Below are 15,921 nucleotides of genomic sequence, written 5' to 3'. Positions count from 1 at the left end.
CGACAGGTCCGACACACGGGCGTCACAGTTGGAGCGCAGAGAGTCGGACAGCCGCTGCCCGCCTCCCCCTTGGGCACCGGCCATGCCGACCCCGCGCCCCCCGGCCGGTTCGGCATCCTCCCTGAACTACGGGGCAGCCCCTTGCGGCTGCCCCGATTTTTCCGGTTCAGCTGGTTGCGAACTTCATCAGCTTGATCGCCTCCGAGTCGCTGACGCAGCCGCCGATCCGCCGCGTGGCGTAGAAGGTGACGAACGGCTTGTTGCTGTACGGATCGCGCAGGATCGCAGTCTCGGCGCGTTCGGTGATGAGATAGCCCGCCTGGAAATTGCCGAAGGCGATGGCGCAACTGTTCTCCGCAATGTCGGGCATGTCCTCCGCCTCGACCACCGGATAGCCGAGCAGCGTCGCGGGCTGCCCGGCGGCCAGCCCAGGTGCCCAGAGAAACTGGCCGTCCGTCGTCTTCATCTTGCGAATCCGGGCCGAGGTCGCGGCGTTCATCACGAAGCACGCCCCCTGGCGGTACGGCGCGCGCAAGGACTGGACCAGATCGACCAGCCGGTCCTCCTCCCCGTTCCCGAACGCACCCGCCGCCCCGCTGGGCAGATATTGCAGCGTGCCGAAGGGGCGCACCCCATCCTTGGCCGTCGAGATCGGGTTATTCAGGAAGCCCTTGGGTCGGTTGACGCCCGATCCGTTGACGAAGGCCTGTCCCTCCGCCCGGCCGAACTCGGTCGCGATCTCGCTGGCCAGCCAGCCCTCGACATCGAACGCGGCATCGTCGAGCATAGCCTGACTGGCCGACGGGTTGGCATACAGCTCGCCCATCGGGGGCGCGAGTTCGACGAAGCTGGGCGTCGCCGTTTCGGGCCGCGCCGCCGTCTCGCTCGCCCAGCCCGAGGGCGTGCCCCCGGTCGTCACCAGCTTGCGATACCCCGCCGAGCCGACCGTCACGACGTTGGCGATGCCCCGGATCGGCGAGACATTGCGCAGCACCGATCCGATCGCCGCATCGATCTCTCTCGGCACGGCGAAGCCGCCGCTGTCCCCGGTGGTGCCGGTAAAGGCCTTGAGTTCGACGGTGGTGCCGCTGCGCACATAGCCGTCGAATGCGCCACCGGTCTTGCGCGCGCCGTCCAGCACGGGCCGTTCGATCACGTCCATATCATTCCCCCTTGGTCAAAACATGATTCACGCGGGCGAGCGGCTGCATCGGCACCGTCACCAGGCTGATCTCGATGAGTTCGGCCGACAGGATCGCACGGGCCGCCCCCTGATGGATGACGCGCGGCCGGTATCCGACCGACAGGCCCGCCACCGTGCCCGAGCGGACCAGCGCGGCGAGCGCGGGGTCCTCGACCCGCCCCTCGACGGCCAGGCCGGTCTCGTCCTCGACCAGCGCGGTGATGCGTCCCATCGGATCGCCGCGATGCTGCCAGAGCAGCGGCACATCGCCCGCCCCCGCAAAGGCCCCGCGCCGCATGACGTCGCCCGCCCGGTCCATCCGGTCCCAGATCGCGGCATAGCCGGTGAAAGTCAGGCTCATTTCAGCCAGTCCTCCGTCCCCAGCCGCATCGCGATTCCTGCGAGCAGCAGCGCCCCCAAGAGCCGGGTCAGCCAGCCGACCGCGCTTTTCCACACCGACGACTTGGCCTCGCGCCACGCGGTCAGCAGTTCGCGCAATTCGGCGACATCGCCCGCCGCCTCTGCGTCGGCGAGACCCAGCCGGGTGAGCGCGCGCGTCGCGCCCAGTTCGCCCGCTTCCTCCGCCACCGCGCGCAGCGTCACCAGGTCCGCGCCGCTATCCGCCGCCTGCGCCAGTAGCCGCGCCAGAACATCCCCGCTCATGCCAGACCGACCATCTGGCGCTTCTCCGCCGAATCGAGGAAATCGGCGCTCGCCGCCATCGCCCACAGCATCTGGCGTTCCTCGGCCAGCGCGGTGATGCGGTTAATGTCGACCGACAGGCTTGCCCTCTCGAACCAGCCCGCCAGTCCTTGCGCCAACCCGCTCAGGATTCCGCCCGCCAGCGGCAGGATCGCCTGTCGCCACAGCGCGCGGTTCGCCTCGCGGTAATTGGCATAGGTATTGTCGCCCGGAAGCCCGAGCAGCATCGGCGGCACGCCGAACGCCAGCGCGATCTCACGCGCCGCCGAGGATTTGGTTGCGTGGAAGTCGAGTTCGGCCGGGGTCAGGCTCATCGCCTGCCACTTCAGCCCGCCCTCCAGCAGCAGCGGACGCCCCGCATTGCCGCTGCCTGCAAAGCCCTCCATCTCGGCACGCAACCGCTCGAACTGGTCGGGCGTCAGGGTCGAGCCGTCGCCCGGATCATAGACCAAAGCGCCCGAGGGCCGCGCCGCATTGTCGAGCAACGCGCGGTTCCACGCGGCGGCCGCATTGTGGATCGCGATCGCCCCCGCCGCCGCGCCCAGACAGCCCAGCCCATAATGATCGTCGAGCGGATGGCAGCTTTTCAGATGCACGACCTGTGGACGCACCGGATCGACCGGCAGCGTCGTCACCCGACCACCCGCGCGGTAGAGGAACGCGGCAGGCCAGCCGCTCGCGTCCAGTTCCATCGTCACCCGTTCGGGCCGCAGCGCGAACAGCTCGGCCACATCCCCCTCAGCGTCACGCAGGATCTGCACATAGGCATTGCCGTGAAGCAGCATGTGCGTCGCTACCGTCTCCAGCAGCGCCTGCCCCTCGCTACGCGCTGCGACCAGCGCGGTCAGTTCGGGGTGCGAGGCGGTCAGCGGCGCATCGGCCAGCCCGCCCGCAACCATCCGCACCGCGCGCTGCGCCACGGGATTGCGCAAATATCCCTCGCGCACCTGCGTTTCGTAAGAGGGCGCCGCCCCCGTCAACGGCACGCCAGACCGCGCCAACCCCAACCCGAGCAAAGGACGCGCGGCCCCCCGCCCGGTCTTGCGACCGAACATCCTCATCGTCGAATCTCCTTTGACTCCTCCCCGGTACGGGGAGGTGGCAGCGCGCAGCGCTGACGGAGGGGGGCTTCCACACAGGTCAGCCCTTTGTGGCGATCCCCCTCCACCACCGCTTCGCGGTGTGGGGACGAGATTGTGCCCTCGGCACAATCTTGGCTTGCCGGGGGCAAGCCAAAGTCCCCACACCCCCTCCCCGTTCCGGGGAGGATCGGGTCCTCACAAATTTCGTATCCCCGGCGGCCCGCGCCCCGACAGCATCAGCTCGGTCAGCGCCCAGACCAGCGCATCGGCGCGATCCGGCGAGCGGCCGGGTCCGTCATAGGCCCCCGCCACCCCCAGCCCGCACAATTCGTCCTCCAGCGCCGGAAACCCTCGGCCATGCCACACGCGCCCTTGCGCATAGAGAAACGACACCGGCTCCGCGCGCGCGGCTTTCCCGATCGAGGCGTAGACCAGGTGCACCGGCAGGGTCGGGTCGGCGAGCCGCAGCACGCTTTCCACCATGTCGCCGCCCTGGTTGCGCTCGGCCACCACCCGGTCCGCGCGGTTCCGCCGGGCGCACCCCGCCACCCGCGCCGCCCAGCCCTCGGGCGACAGGCCCGCTTCGCTGGCATCCTCCAGCACATAGCCATGCCCGTCGCGCCCCAGCCCGACCGCGACGATCCCGCAGGCGTCGCCGCTGCTGGTCGCGGGCGGATCGACGCCGACGACCACCCGGTCGAGCGCAGGCACTGTCTTGGCCCGCTGACGATCGAGCAGCGCACGGGTCCACAAGGCTCCCTCGCGGTCGTCGACCATCTCGCCGTCCAGCTCCTGCCGCCCCAGCCGCGTGTCGCCGTACTGGGCGAGCATCGCGTCCTGGAAACTGTCGGGCAGATGGCAATTGTCGCTGGTCCGCCCGATCGTCTCCACGCAATCGGGCAGCGCCATCACCTTGCGCATCAGTGGCGTGGGTCGCGGCGTCGTTGTGACCAGCACGCGGGGATGGTGTCCCAGCCGAAGCGTCATCATCAGATTGTCCCATCCGGCCTCCCCTTTCCACTTACCCAGTTCGTCACACCAGGCCGCATGATGCTGTGGCCCACGCAAGGCTTCGGGCGCCGCCGCCGAATAGGCGAAACCGATCGCCCCGGACGCGAAATGCACCTGCCCCAGACAGCCGATCCAGCGCGGCGTCTCGCCTTTGCGTGCCACCGCGAGCAGCCCGCTTTCGCCGCGCACCATCACCCGTTCGACATCGCGCAGGGTCGCGCCCATCAAGGCGATCCGCGCACCCGGATTGTCGCGGGCGAGCGCGCTCACCCATTCCGCCCCAGCGCGCGTCTTGCCGAAGCCGCGCCCCGCCCGGATCAGCCACACGCGCCAGTCGCCCGGCGGCGCCACCTGTCCGTCATGCGCCCATAACTCCCAGCGTTCGACCAACTCGCGCTTCTGCGCCGAGGTCAAAGCGGCTAGCGCCTGTTCGCGCGCGCCCGGTTCCAGCATCGCCAGCGTGGCAAGCCGCGTTGCCGCATCCTCCCTCGCCATCACGGCATCCCCCTCAACCGCCGCCGCGCCAGCCCGTCGAGCGCGCGTTCCAGCGCCGCATCGGTCTCGGCCGCATCGACTCGCGCCGCTTCGCTCGCGCCGTCACCAGCCTTAGCCAGCGCATCCCGTCGGCTGAGCAGCTTCAGATAAAATTGCACCTCGGTGGCACTTAGCGGCGGGGTGATGGAGAGGCCGGTGGTCCCCGCACCGGCCTCTCCTGCCTCCCCGCCCCCGGCCGCCAACAGGGCGAGCATCCGGCGCAGCAGCCCCTCCTCGACCAGCGCATGTGCCGCGCCGATCGCCGCGTCCCAGGCCTCGCCAAAGGCCGGATCGCGCGCCCTCAAGGCGCGTGCGGCACGCAGCGTCTCTCCCACCGCGCATGCCGCCGCCTCCGCGTCGGCGCTGATCGCCAGCGCCGCCAGGAATTGCCGTCGCCGCGCCAGCGTCCACCGCGCGCCCTTTCCCGTTCCGGCCATCCCCACTCCCCCCGAAACACCGAGTGCGAACCCGACCGCTCCCCCGATCGTATCCGCCCCTCGATGTTCCCCTTATGTACCGATTGCGCCGGGGTTTGTATCCAACAAACGAACCAGATGGGTTGGAGGCATAAAAGCGGCTTGCCAGATGCGGAGCGCATCGGCATTAGGCGGGGCTTCCCGAGAGGGGGCGATTAGCTCAGTTGGTAGAGCGTCTCGTTTACACCGAGAATGTCGGCGGTTCGAGCCCGTCATCGCCCACCATTTTCCACCATCAGCCTAATGGCACCACCCCGGCGAAGGCCGGGTCCAGATGTTATGTGTGCGGTGAAACGGCGGCGAGCCGAGAACGATGTTGTTCGCGCAGAGGCGCGGAGAACGCGGAGGTGTCTCGCCTGCGGCAGCTTTACGCCTCTCTCCGCCTGGTGACGAAGACGTGCCGCAGCCGATCGGACACCCTCTCTGCGTCCTCCGCGCCTCCGCGCGAACAAAATCTCTTTATGATTTTACCCACGACGGGGTGGCAACTGGACCCCGGCTTTCGCCGGGGTGGTCCGCGATCAGGCCAGCTTCCAATAGGTCGCATAACGCTCATGCGCGATGCGGTGGTACGGGACCAGCCGCACCGGCTGGCCGTCCGCCGCCGGGATGGTGAACTCCAGCGGCTTGCCCGTGGCGCTGATCCTCTTCGTCAAGGCATCGGGCTCGCCCGATAGCGTCGGAGCCTGGAACGGCGTGTCGTTATACTCGCCATATTTCCGTTCGCTGACGATGATGTCCGCGCCCGGTGCCAGGCCGTCGCGGCCCAGCGCGCCCGCCAGGACCAGCGGGCCATAGGTGAAGGCGACGATCTGTGGCGTCGCGGGGGCGCTCTCGACAGCGGGTTCCATGACCAGACGCCATTCGACCGTATCGCCGGTCTTCCATGTCCGGGTCAGCTCGGCATAGCTTCCGGGCTTGTCGGAACGCGACACTTCCGCGCCGTTGACCAGCAGGGTCGCGGTGCGGCTCCATTTCGGGTGGCGCAGCTTCAGGGTCAGCTCGGTCGGCTGGCGCAGTTTCCAGCGGAACTGGGTGTTCGCTGCCTCGGGAAAGCGCGTGGTCTGGGTCAGGGACGCGCCCTTGTCGGCCCAGGTCACGGTCGAGGGGATGAACAGGTTCACATAGATCGCGCGGTCGTCATGGAAGTAGATCGAGTCGCGATACTTCACATGATTTTCCATGCCCGTGCCGGTGCAGCACCAGAAACTGTCCTCGGGGGTGTGGTACAGCTTCATGTACCCGGGCCGCGCGCCCTGGAAATAGGTCGCCATGCCCGAATCTGGATCCTGCGAGGCGAGGATGCCGTTGTAGAGCGTGCGCTCGTAATAATCGGCATATTCGGCCTGCGGATCGCGCAGGAACAGCGCGCGGGTCAGCTTCAGCATATTATGCTGGCAACAGGTTTCCGACCCCTTGGCCGAGAAAACATGCTTGTCGAAATCGGCCATCGCGAAGAAATGCTCGCCATCGCCATGCCCGCCGGTCGCAAAGGCGCGGGTATGCGCGACCGTCCGCCAGAAAAAGGCGGCGGCGTTGTGATAGGCGTCGTCGCCATTCGCCTCATAGACGCGCTGGAACCCGATGATCTTGGGAATCTGCGTATTGGCATGCATCCCGTCGAGATAATCGCGGCCTTGCGTCAGCGGCTTCATCACCGCCTTTTGCGAGAAACGCTCGGCGACGCGGCGATAATCCTCGTTGCCGGTCATGAAATACAGGTCGGCGTAAATCTCGTTCATGCCGCCATATTCGGTCTCGAGCATCTTCTCGAACTGTTCGTCGGACAAGGGCTTGGTCGCGACGACGCCCCAGTCCGCCAGCCGGATCAGCACGGGCCGCGCCGCCTCGCTCCCCGCCAATTGCACCGAGTCACGAAGCCCCGCATAGACCTTGTGCAGCGTGTACCAGGGCACCCCGGTGATCGGCTCGCCGCGCAGGTGCGCCGCGACCAGCGCAGGCCCCTTGGGGAAGGCGCAGACCAAGCCAGTGCCAGCCGCCTGCTGGCACGCCGCCAGTTCGTTCGCGATATAGTCGATGCGCTGGCGGTAGCGCTTGTCCTTAGTCGCGCGATAGGCGAGCGCGCAGGCCGAGAGATAATGGCCGAGCGTATGGCCGTGGCAATTGATGTCGGCCCACTGCTCCTCCGACTCCCAGCCGCCATAGACCGGCGCCTTGGGCTTCAATCCGGCATTCTTGCGGAAATTGGCGAGCATCCGGTCGGGTTGCAGGCGCATCAGATACGCCTCGGTCATTTTCTGCGCGTGGAGGAAAAGGCTGTCGGCCAGCGCGACGTCGGCCATGTCGAAGGGCTGGACCGCATTGGCGGGCACGGGAGCCATCGACTTGGCGCCGACTCCATTCTGCGCCCAGGCGGAGGCTGGCATCACCGCCCCCCATCCGGTCGCCAGCGCAGCCGTACTGGCCGTGGCAAGGACTTGACGCCGCGACGGGGCGGGACAGCATGAAGGCACCGATCTTCTCCGACTATTCTATTTTTTTGGCAGTTTGCGTCGGACAGCCCGAATCCGCAAATGGTTTCGAGCTTGGCCACAAAATTTGCGTATTGGCAGCGGCTGAACAGTGATTATTTGTCGGACAGATAATCAGTCGGTGTGGCGGAATAATAGCCGCTCGAAGCCCCAGTGCAGGATCGCGCCGATGGCGACGCCCAGCAGCACTTCCTGCGCGCGGGCCAGCGCGGCGGTCAGGATCGTCCCGCCCGGCGGCACGGTCAGCAGCACGATGACCGAGGTCCACATGCACACCCGCAATTCGGTGCGGATACGCGCAATGGCCGCGGTGACGCCGACCGCCACCGCCAGCATCGCGACCGCCCCCGCGCCCGGCAGGGCGAAGGCCACGAGCAGGGCCACCGCCACCCCGATCAGTGTCGCGACGATCCGCCAGGTGAGCGACCGATGCGTATCGCCCAGCCTATCCTGCGATACGACCAGCGCCGATACGCTCGCCCAGACCGGGTGGTCGAGGTGCAGGCGATCGGCGATGCTCAGCGCCAGCACCGCCGCGCCGGTGCATCGTGCGACGAAGGCAACCGACCGGACCGTCTCCTCGCGCAAGGCATGCGCCGTCACCCACTTCCGTAGCGCGGGCGGTGGCGTCATCGAAACAGATTCGCCCTGGCCAGTTCCAGCACCTCGTCCCCCCGCCCGCTCAGGACCGCGCGCGCGGCATAGAGGCTGAACCCCTTGACCTGTTCGACCTGGATCTTGGGCGGCATGATGAGTTCCTGCGTCTCGGTCACGACATCGACCAGCGCCGGGCCGTCATGCGCGAACGCCTCGCGCAACGCCCCCTCCAGCGCGTCGGAGCGGGTGACGCGCACCCCGAAATAGCCCATCTCGCGCGCGATCGCGCCAAAGTCTGGATTGTGGAGCGCGACATTGGCATCGACATAGCCCGCCGCCTTCTGCTCCAGTGCGACGAAGCCGAGCGTCGAGTTGTTGAAGACGACGATCTTGACCGGCAGCTTCATCTGAACAGCGGTCAGCATGTCGCCCATCAACATGGTCAGGCCGCCATCTCCCGACAGCGATACCACCTGTCGCCCCGGACAGGCGCCCTGCACACCCAGCGCCTGTGGCAGGGCGTTGGCCATCGAGCCATGGTTGAACGACCCGATCAGCCGCCTTTTGCCATTCATCGTCAGATACCGCGCCGCCCAGACGGCGGGCGTGCCGACATCGGCCGTGAAGACGGCATCCCCGTCGGCCAGCCGGTCGATCATCCGCGCGACGAATTGCGGATGCAGTGGCTCTTCGCCGTCGCGCGGGGTGGCCAGATCATCCAGCCCTTTACGCGCATCGCGGTAATGCGCGCGCGCCTTGTCCAGGAACCGCCCGTCCCGTTCGCCGGAGATCAGCGGGATCAGGCCGCGCGCCACCTCGGCCACGTCACCGACGACGCCCAGGTCGAGCGGCACTCGCCGCCCCAGCGCGCCGGGGTCCCGGTCGACCTGCACCACCTTCGCCTTTTCGGGATAAAAGTTGCGATAGGGAAAATCGGTGCCCAGCATCAACAGCGTGTCGCATTCCAACATCGCGTGATAGCCCGACGAAAAGCCGATCAGCCCGGTCATGCCGACATCATAGGGGTTGTCGTATTCGATCCATTCCTTGCCGCGATAGGCATGGACGATGGGGGCTTTGAGCGCTTCGGCCAGCGCCACCACCTCGTCATGCGCGCCCGCCGTGCCTGCGCCGCACAGCAACGTCACCGCCTTTGACCCATTGAGCAGTTCGGCGATCTTTCCCAGCTCCTGCGGCGGAGGTACGAGACGCGGCGTGGCAAGCGGCGGGAAGGCGACGCGACGCGTCTCGGGCGCGGGCTTCAGCGCGACATCGCCGGGGATGACCAGCACCGCGACACCGCGCCGTCCGATCGCCGTGCGGATCGCGCGGTGGAGCAGTTCCGGCATCTGCCGCGGGTCCTGCACCATCTCGCAGAAATGACTGCATTCGCGGAACAGCTCGGTCGGATGGGTTTCCTGGAAATAGCCGAGACCGATCTCGCTCGACGGGATATGCGCCGCGATCGCCAGCACCGGCACATGGTTGCGATGGCAGTCATAGAGCCCGTTGATGAGGTGAAGATTGCCCGGCCCGCAACTGCCCGCACAGACGGCCAGGGCGCCGGTCGCCGCCGCTTCCGCTCCCGCCGCAAAAGCGCCCGCTTCCTCGTTGCGGACATGCATCCACCGGATCGCGCCCGATTTCCGAAGCGAATCGTTGAAGGCGTTGAGGCTGTCCCCGGTCACGCCCCAGATTCGCTCGACGCCCGCCTCCATCAGGGTGCGGTTCAGAAGATCGGCGATCGTCTCGACCATGGCTCATCATTCCCTTGCCGTGATCGGAGCCTCACCCATAGCATGAGGCCCCGTGTTCATGTTGCAAGGGCGAAACGAGCCGGGGCGCGAATAGCTTCGCGCCCCCCATGTGAAGTTTTTGCAAGACGGCTAAACCATCCTGCAACCCGGATCAGAACAGCCCGTCATCGTCATCGTCGAACGACACCGCCGCCACCGTGGCGACCGGCTCCATGCCGGGCAGCAAGAACGCCGCGTGGATCAACCGTTCGGACGCCATGGTATAGAGGCTGGCCGCCCAGGGCAGCAGTTCGGCCAGCACGGCCTCGTCCGCGGCCGTCAGCTCGGTCCCCTCGGGCGTTTCGGGCGCGACTTGGTCGGCATAATGGGTCAGCCCCCGCGCGACCCCGCAGAGTGTTTCGACAAAGTCGCGCTGCCGGCCCAGATCCTCGGCGCCAGCCTGGAGCGAAGCGACGATCCGTTCGGCATCCCCGCCCCCCTTGACCATGGCGCCCGCCGAGCTTTCGCAGGCGCGCCGCACCACCGCCAGCGCTTCCTGAAGCGCGCCGCGCGTATCGCCGCCCTGCCCCTGCGCGCTGTCCTGAACCAGGTCGATGCCGCTCAGCACGCCGATCAGCGAGCCGACCGCCACGCTCAACTGGTCGAGCCGGCTGGCGCAGGGCGCAACTTCCTTGGCGATCACCGCGACCGCGCGGCCCAGCGCCCCGTGGCGGCGGCACAGCAACTGGGTGTTGGTCGAGATATCCTGCACATTGACGGCGATATGGCGGATGCGGCTGAGCCCTTCGGTCAGGTCCGCCAGGGTACGGCTGACAAAGCCGGTCAGTTCGGCGAGATGGCCATCGGCGTCGCAAAGCTGGTCGGTGACACTGCGCAGCGAGGCGATGCCATGTTCCAGCCGGAACAACAGCTGGCCGTCATCGCCGCCTTGTGATCCCAGCAGATCGCGCAGGTGATCCGCCAGCGGCCCCAGCCGTTCCAACGAAGTGATGATCGATCCGATCTCGCGTCCGAACTCGTCCGCCATCGCGTCCAGCTGCGCGGCGACCAGCCGGGCCATATGCGCCTTTGCGCCGTCCGGCACGGGCGCGGCCCCGTCCTGCGACGCGACCCGACGCAGCATGGCGATCGCATGTTCGGCACGCTGGCGCACGCTGTCGCCGATCTGGATCGCGCCCAGGATGCGGGCGACCTCGCCCTGCACCGTGCGAACGATGCCGCCGACCTCGTCGGTCATCCGCATCACCGCCTCGACATGGTCCTGAAGCGCATTGGCATTGGCGGTCAGTTCGGCGGGCACCGCGGCTCCGGCGCGCTCGCATTCGGTCGCGAGCAGCCGGTCGGCCTGCTGCACGTCGCCGACCACGCGGCCGAACTGGTCGAGCTGCCGCTCGATCTGCCGCAGTTCCTGGCGACCGGTGGTCAGCTTCTCGTCCATGCCGACGACGAAGTTGAAGAACGCCGCTTCGCCTGACGAGGCGATCTTGATGTTCATCCCATAGATGCCGAGCAGCTTCAGGATGGTGCTGACCTCGTTCAGCAGGCCGCGCAGTTCGCGGGTCCGACCGGTCAGCGTCTCGACCTCGATCGCGCGCCGCTTCTGGATGATCGGCAGGGTGATGAGGCGATAGGCGACGTCGCGCAGCCGGGAGACCGCTACGCCGGCGGTGTCGTGCGACAGGTCCTGGCGGATGCTCGCCAGCCCTTGCGCCATGCCGTCGATCGTGCCGACCGCCGCGGCCAGCGTCTCGCCCGTTTCGCGAAACGCATCCTCCAGGCCGCCCATCCGGTCCTGCACCTGGTCCGCCAGTTCCGCGAAGGCCATGGCGGGGGCCGGTCCATCGCCGGTCAGCGGGGCGGCGTTGTCGGTATCGATCCGTGCCACAAACATCTGTCGTTCCTTCTTAACGGGCCGTGGCGTGAAGCAGTTCGCGTGCGACGCTGCTCAGCGGGATGATCTTGTCGTGCGCACCGCGCGCGATCGCTTCCTTGGGCATGCCGAACACGACCGATGTCGCCTCGTCCTGCGCAAAGGTGCGCGCGCCCGCCTGTTTCATTTCGAGGAGGCCGCGCGCCCCGTCGTCGCCCATGCCGGTCAGGATGATGCCGACCGCATTGGCCCCGGCATTGCGCGCCGCCGAGCGGAACAGCACATCGACCGAAGGACGATGGCGCGAGACCAGCGGTCCTTCGCGCACCGACACAACATAGCGTGCGCCCTGCCGTTCCAGCATGGTATGACGCAGGCCGCCCGGCGCGATCAGTACCCGGCCGCGCATCACCGTGTCGCCATCCTCGGCTTCCTTGACGTCGACCTGGCACAGCCCGTCCAGCCGCTTGGCGAAGGCACGGGTGAAGCTCTCGGGCATGTGCTGGACGATGACGATGCCCGGCGAATTGGCGGGCAGCGCCTCCAGCACTTCGCGCAGCGCCTCGGTCCCGCCGGTCGAGGCGCCGATGCACACCACCATCTCGGTCGTCCGACTCATGGCGCGCCCCGTCGGCGGCGGCAGGACGGCATCGGCGGTCAGCTTCTGCGCCGGTGACAGCGAGCGTGCGGAGCGCCGCGCGCCGAGCTTGGCCTTGGCTGCGCCTTTCACCGTCTCGCGAATCATCATATGCGCTTCGTTCAGATGATCGGCGACACCGACGCGCGGCTTCAGGATGACGTCGACCGCCCCGGCTTCCAGCGCCTGGAGAAGCGTTTCCGAGCCCTCCTCCACCAGGGAGGAACACATCACCACCGGCAATGGACGCTGCGCCATCAGCTTGCGCAGGAAGGTGATGCCGTCCATGCGCGGCATCTCGACATCGAGGGTGATGACGTCGGGCACTTCGTCCTGGATATGGCGGGCAGCGGCGAAGGGATCGGCGGCGGCGGCCACCACCTGAATCTCGGGATCGGCGGACAGGATCGCAGTCATCGCCTGACGGACGCTGGCGCTGTCGTCGATCACCAGGACGCGGATTTTCTTCATGGCCGTCAGATCCGTTGGAACACGGTGTTGGACACCGTGGTCAGAGGAAGGTCGAAACCCGTGGTCGATTCGGAATGGCCAAGGAACAGCCAGCCACCGGGGCGCAGGCACTCGGTCAGGCGGCGGACGACCCTCTCCTGCGTCGGCTTGTCGAAATAGATGAGCACGTTACGACAGAAGATGATGTCCATCGGATCGCCCACCGGATAGCGCTCATCCATCAGGTTCATCTGGGCAAAGCCGATCGCCGAGCGCAGCGCGGGCACGATGCGCATCTCGTCACGCTTCGGGTCGCTGGCGCTCAGCACATAGCGTTTGCGCAAGGCCGCCGGGACCGGATCGAACATCGCGGCGGGATAGATGCCCCGGCGCGCGGTACGCAGCACCTCGCTGTCCAGATCGGTCGCCAGGATGCCGAAATCCGGACCGCCCTTGTCTGCGGCAAAGGCGTCGAGCAGCATCGCCAGCGTATAGGGCTCCGCGCCTGTCGAGCAGGCCGCGCTCCACACCCGTACCCGGCGAGCCCCCTCGTCGCGCAAGCGCGGCATCACCGTGCCCATCAGATAGTCGAAATGCTTGGGCTCGCGGAAAAAGTCGGTCTTGTTGGTGGTGACCGCATTCAACAGATGCTCGCGCTCGCTTTCCAGATGATCGGCTTGGAACACCCAGGCGCAATAATCCCCCAGGCTGCTCAGCCCGGTCGCGCGCACCCGGCGGCGCAGACGGCCTTCGATCATCGTCATCTTGGCGGGCGGCAGGCGAATGCCGCACTCCTTGTAGACATAAGCGGAGATGCGATCGAAATCGCGGCGCTGCAGCGCGTCAGGAGACGGCGCCGCCGCCGCGGGGGCAAGATTGCTCAAAGGGACGGCTCCTGTCAGAAGCGGGAAGAATGGACCGGCCGCCGCACGAGACGGCCGGTAGGTTATGCGATCATGCCGCCATACCGAGATCGGCCAGCGCGGACTGCGCGCCATCGGCACCGAACAGCCGCGCCGGATCGAGCAGCGCGACGAAGCCCGCGCCCCGCCGCAGGATCGCCTCGATCTGGTCCGACCGCCAGCGACCGCCCAGATCGGGCGCACCCTCGACCGAGCCGGCGGCGAAGGTCGCCACGTCCAGCACCCGGTCGACGACCAGCCCGAGCGCAAGCGGCTTGCCCTCGTCCCCGGTCATGTCGACGACCAGGATGCGGGTGGTCAGCGTCGGCTCGACCGGGCTCAGGCCCAGCCGGACGCGCAGGTCGACCATCGGCACGGACTCGCCGCGCACATCGGTCAAACCCAGGAACCAGTCGGGTGCGTGAGGCACCCGATAGGCGTTGCGATGGTCCAGAATCTCGCGGACCGTGGTGACGGGGAGGGCGAATTCCTCCTCCCCGAGACCGAAGACCACGACCTGGATGTCGTGCGTGCCGCTCATGCCGCGCGTCCGAAGGCGGCGTCCTCGCCGTCCGGGCCACCAATGGCCAGGTCGAGTGCGAAGCCGCGCACGCGGGCCTGCTGATCGGCGACCGAACCCGGACGCGAGGCCGGGGTGGCAGCAACGGCCTTGGGCTTCGCCTTGCTCCGGGGCAGCGGGGCGCGAAGCCCGGTGGAGCGGGTCTGGGCGCCGTGCCCTTCGACGCGGAAATAGGCGATGCTTTCCTGAAGCTCCTCGGCCTGGCTGGCGAGTTCTTCCGACGTCGACGAGATCTGCTCGGAGGCCGAGGCATTCTGCTGCGTCACCTTGTCGAGCTGCTGGATCGCCTCGTTGATCTGGACCGCGCCGATATCCTGTTCGCGGCACGCGGCACTGATCTCGGCGACCAGTTCGGCGGTGCGGCGGATGTCGGGCACCAGCTTGACGAGCATCTCGCCGGCCTGGGTCGCCGCAGCGACGGTGTCGGAGGACATGCCGCTGATCTCGGCCGCCGCCGACTGGCTGCGCTCGGCCAGCTTACGGACCTCTGCGGCCACCACCGCGAAACCGCGACCATGTTCGCCCGCACGCGCTGCCTCGACGGCGGCGTTCAGCGCCAGCAGATCGGTCTGACGCGCGATTTCCTGCACGATGCCGATCTTCTCGGCGATGGTGCGCATCGCCACGACCGCCTTCTGCACCGCCTGGCCGCTCTGCTCGGCGTCCTGCGACGACTGGCGCGCGATCTTTTCGGTCTGCGCGGCATTGTCGGCATTCTGTTTGATGTTGGCCGCCATCTGCTCCATCGAAGCCGAGGCTTCCTCGGCTGCCGCCGCCTGCTCGGTCGCGCCCTGGCTCACCTGTTCCGACGAGGACGACAGTTGCTGGCTACCCGCCGCGACATTCTGCGCCGCATGGGTGGTCTGGCCGATCGTCTCGCGCAGGCGCAGGGTCATCCGGTTGACGGTGTCGACCAGATCCTTGATCTCGTCATTGCTGGCGACCGAAACCTCGGTGCAGAGATCGCCCTCGGCGACGGCGGAAACCGCTTCCTCGATCTTGCGCAGGCCCTTGGACACCAGCAGCGCGACCCACAGCGCGCCCGCAATCGCGATCAGCAGCGCGACGACCGCCGTGGCCATCAAGGTGGTACGCGCCGACCCATAGAGCGCCGCAGCATCGCCCTTGGCCTTGACCATCTGGCCCTGCGTGTTTTCCGCCAGCTTGCCCAGCGCTTCGCTGAGGCTCACCGCGATCGCGCGGCCTTCGGTCATCGAAATGACGCCGGCCTCGGCATTCTGGTTCTGCAGTGCCAAGGCACGTGCACGGTCGCTGACATTCTTATAGGCGCGCCACTCGTCCAACGCCCTGGTCCATAGCGGCCGCCCCTGGTCGGTGGAGATCTTCAGACCACTGCTCAGGCTTTCCTGAATCTTGGCGTCATATTGGGCAAAGGTGCTGTCGAAGTTACGCGTTTGCGTGATGTCCTGCGTCAGCATCATGTTCTTTTCGGCGCGAATTGCACGGCCGATATCGCCATCAGCCATCAAGGACAGCTTCATGCGTTGTGCCGGCCCGTCGATGATCTCTGTGATCATCACGTTCAATGCGTTGATTTTTGAAACCCCGACTCCGACGACAACAGCCAGAAGCAACAACACTATCGCGAATGTACCGGCCAGCTTGGCCTTGATCGTTATACGCATGG

Annotated in this window: 14 protein-coding genes and 1 tRNA gene; 1 reads left to right on the top strand and 14 read right to left on the bottom strand. The window is 67.2% G+C overall.

Translation table 11 applies throughout. The annotated features are described in order from the left end of the window. Positions 1–166: 166 nt before the first annotated feature. From GGR45_RS17980 to GGR45_RS17955, 6 genes are all read right to left on the bottom strand, one after another. The gene (locus GGR45_RS17980) at positions 167–1,162 is read right to left on the bottom strand and encodes a phage major capsid protein (RefSeq protein WP_175310462.1); all 996 of its coding nucleotides are present in this window, start codon (positions 1,160–1,162) and stop codon (positions 167–169) included. 1 nt (position 1,163) lies between these two features. Then, positions 1,164–1,544, bottom strand: a complete 381-nt coding sequence (locus GGR45_RS17975) for an HK97 family phage prohead protease (protein ID WP_175310461.1) — start codon at positions 1,542–1,544, stop codon at positions 1,164–1,166. Continuing rightward, the gene (locus GGR45_RS17970; RefSeq protein WP_175310460.1) at positions 1,541–1,846 is read right to left on the bottom strand and encodes a DUF6127 family protein; all 306 of its coding nucleotides are present in this window, start codon (positions 1,844–1,846) and stop codon (positions 1,541–1,543) included. Before GGR45_RS17970 ends, GGR45_RS17975 begins: the two co-directional genes overlap by 4 nt. Beyond that, positions 1,843–2,946, bottom strand: coding sequence for a phage portal protein (locus tag GGR45_RS17965; RefSeq protein WP_175310459.1), 1,104 nt, complete (start codon positions 2,944–2,946; stop codon positions 1,843–1,845). Before GGR45_RS17965 ends, GGR45_RS17970 begins: the two co-directional genes overlap by 4 nt. A gap of 216 nt (positions 2,947–3,162) precedes the next feature. Next, positions 3,163–4,473 carry a DNA-packaging protein gene (locus tag GGR45_RS17960; RefSeq protein ID WP_175310479.1) on the bottom strand — a complete coding sequence of 437 codons (1,311 nt, stop codon included), beginning with the start codon at positions 4,471–4,473 and terminating at the stop codon, positions 3,163–3,165. After that, on the bottom strand, positions 4,473–4,949 hold the full coding sequence (locus tag GGR45_RS17955; RefSeq protein ID WP_175310458.1) for a hypothetical protein: 477 nt from the start codon (positions 4,947–4,949) through the stop codon (positions 4,473–4,475). Before GGR45_RS17955 ends, GGR45_RS17960 begins: the two co-directional genes overlap by 1 nt. Positions 4,950–5,137: 188 nt before the next feature. On the opposite strand from GGR45_RS17955, the gene GGR45_RS17950 reads away from it, so the two are divergent. Then, positions 5,138–5,213 (top strand) — tRNA-Val (locus GGR45_RS17950). A 296-nt stretch (positions 5,214–5,509) separates the two neighbouring features. On the opposite strand, the gene GGR45_RS17945 is transcribed toward GGR45_RS17950, so the two are convergent. The 8 genes from GGR45_RS17945 to GGR45_RS17910 all read right to left on the bottom strand — a co-directional run bounded on the left by GGR45_RS17945 (position 5,510) and on the right by GGR45_RS17910 (position 15,919). Further along, the gene (locus tag GGR45_RS17945; RefSeq protein WP_246358308.1) at positions 5,510–7,375 is read right to left on the bottom strand and encodes a glycoside hydrolase family 127 protein; all 1,866 of its coding nucleotides are present in this window, start codon (positions 7,373–7,375) and stop codon (positions 5,510–5,512) included. Between the two features lie 219 nt (positions 7,376–7,594). Continuing rightward, entirely contained in the window at positions 7,595–8,113 is a 519-nt protein-coding gene (locus tag GGR45_RS17940) for an FUSC family protein (protein WP_175310456.1), read from the bottom strand. Next, entirely contained in the window at positions 8,110–9,834 is a 1,725-nt protein-coding gene (gene poxB / locus GGR45_RS17935; protein WP_175310455.1) for a ubiquinone-dependent pyruvate dehydrogenase, read from the bottom strand. The genes GGR45_RS17940 and poxB overlap by 4 nt, the downstream gene beginning before the upstream one ends. Positions 9,835–9,985: 151 nt before the next feature. Beyond that, positions 9,986–11,725 carry a hypothetical protein gene (locus GGR45_RS17930; RefSeq protein ID WP_175310454.1) on the bottom strand — a complete coding sequence of 580 codons (1,740 nt, stop codon included), beginning with the start codon at positions 11,723–11,725 and terminating at the stop codon, positions 9,986–9,988. Between the two features lie 13 nt (positions 11,726–11,738). Next, positions 11,739–12,812, bottom strand: a complete 1,074-nt coding sequence (locus GGR45_RS17925; protein WP_175310453.1) for a protein-glutamate methylesterase/protein-glutamine glutaminase — start codon at positions 12,810–12,812, stop codon at positions 11,739–11,741. Between the two features lie 5 nt (positions 12,813–12,817). Then, positions 12,818–13,675 (bottom strand): CheR family methyltransferase, encoded by an 858-nt coding sequence (locus GGR45_RS17920; RefSeq protein WP_246358307.1) that lies wholly within the window; start codon positions 13,673–13,675, stop codon positions 12,818–12,820. A 70-nt stretch (positions 13,676–13,745) separates the two neighbouring features. Further along, positions 13,746–14,234 carry a chemotaxis protein CheW gene (locus GGR45_RS17915; protein WP_175310451.1) on the bottom strand — a complete coding sequence of 163 codons (489 nt, stop codon included), beginning with the start codon at positions 14,232–14,234 and terminating at the stop codon, positions 13,746–13,748. Next, a complete protein-coding gene (locus tag GGR45_RS17910) occupies positions 14,231–15,919 on the bottom strand; it encodes a methyl-accepting chemotaxis protein (protein WP_183989021.1) in 1,689 nt (562 codons plus the stop codon). Before GGR45_RS17910 ends, GGR45_RS17915 begins: the two co-directional genes overlap by 4 nt. Positions 15,920–15,921: the final 2 nt, after the last annotated feature.

The sequence above is a fragment of the Sphingomonas zeae genome (genome assembly GCF_014197135.1).
Classification (GTDB): Bacteria; Pseudomonadota; Alphaproteobacteria; order Sphingomonadales; family Sphingomonadaceae; genus Sphingomonas; species Sphingomonas zeae.
This window is presented reverse-complemented; position numbering and strand designations above follow the sequence as displayed.

Excerpts from the sequence above, each read along its gene's own strand:
- poxB (WP_175310455.1), bottom strand. The coding sequence starts at position 9,834 with ATGGTCGAGACGATCGCCGATCTTCTGAACCGCACCCTGATGGAGGCG.
- GGR45_RS17975 (WP_175310461.1), bottom strand. The coding sequence starts at position 1,544 with ATGAGCCTGACTTTCACCGGCTATGCCGCGATCTGGGACCGGATGGAC.
- GGR45_RS17960 (WP_175310479.1), bottom strand. The coding sequence starts at position 4,473 with ATGGCGAGGGAGGATGCGGCAACGCGGCTTGCCACGCTGGCGATGCTG.
- GGR45_RS17980 (WP_175310462.1), bottom strand. The coding sequence starts at position 1,162 with ATGGACGTGATCGAACGGCCCGTGCTGGACGGCGCGCGCAAGACCGGT.
- GGR45_RS17930 (WP_175310454.1), bottom strand. The coding sequence starts at position 11,725 with ATGTTTGTGGCACGGATCGATACCGACAACGCCGCCCCGCTGACCGGC.
- GGR45_RS17910 (WP_183989021.1), bottom strand. The coding sequence starts at position 15,919 with ATGCGTATAACGATCAAGGCCAAGCTGGCCGGTACATTCGCGATAGTG.
- GGR45_RS17970 (WP_175310460.1), bottom strand. The coding sequence starts at position 1,846 with ATGAGCGGGGATGTTCTGGCGCGGCTACTGGCGCAGGCGGCGGATAGC.
- GGR45_RS17965 (WP_175310459.1), bottom strand. The coding sequence starts at position 2,946 with ATGAGGATGTTCGGTCGCAAGACCGGGCGGGGGGCCGCGCGTCCTTTG.
- GGR45_RS17955 (WP_175310458.1), bottom strand. The coding sequence starts at position 4,949 with ATGGCCGGAACGGGAAAGGGCGCGCGGTGGACGCTGGCGCGGCGACGG.
- GGR45_RS17915 (WP_175310451.1), bottom strand. The coding sequence starts at position 14,234 with ATGAGCGGCACGCACGACATCCAGGTCGTGGTCTTCGGTCTCGGGGAG.
- GGR45_RS17940 (WP_175310456.1), bottom strand. The coding sequence starts at position 8,113 with ATGACGCCACCGCCCGCGCTACGGAAGTGGGTGACGGCGCATGCCTTG.
- GGR45_RS17945 (WP_246358308.1), bottom strand. The coding sequence starts at position 7,375 with ATGCCAGCCTCCGCCTGGGCGCAGAATGGAGTCGGCGCCAAGTCGATG.
- GGR45_RS17925 (WP_175310453.1), bottom strand. The coding sequence starts at position 12,812 with ATGAAGAAAATCCGCGTCCTGGTGATCGACGACAGCGCCAGCGTCCGT.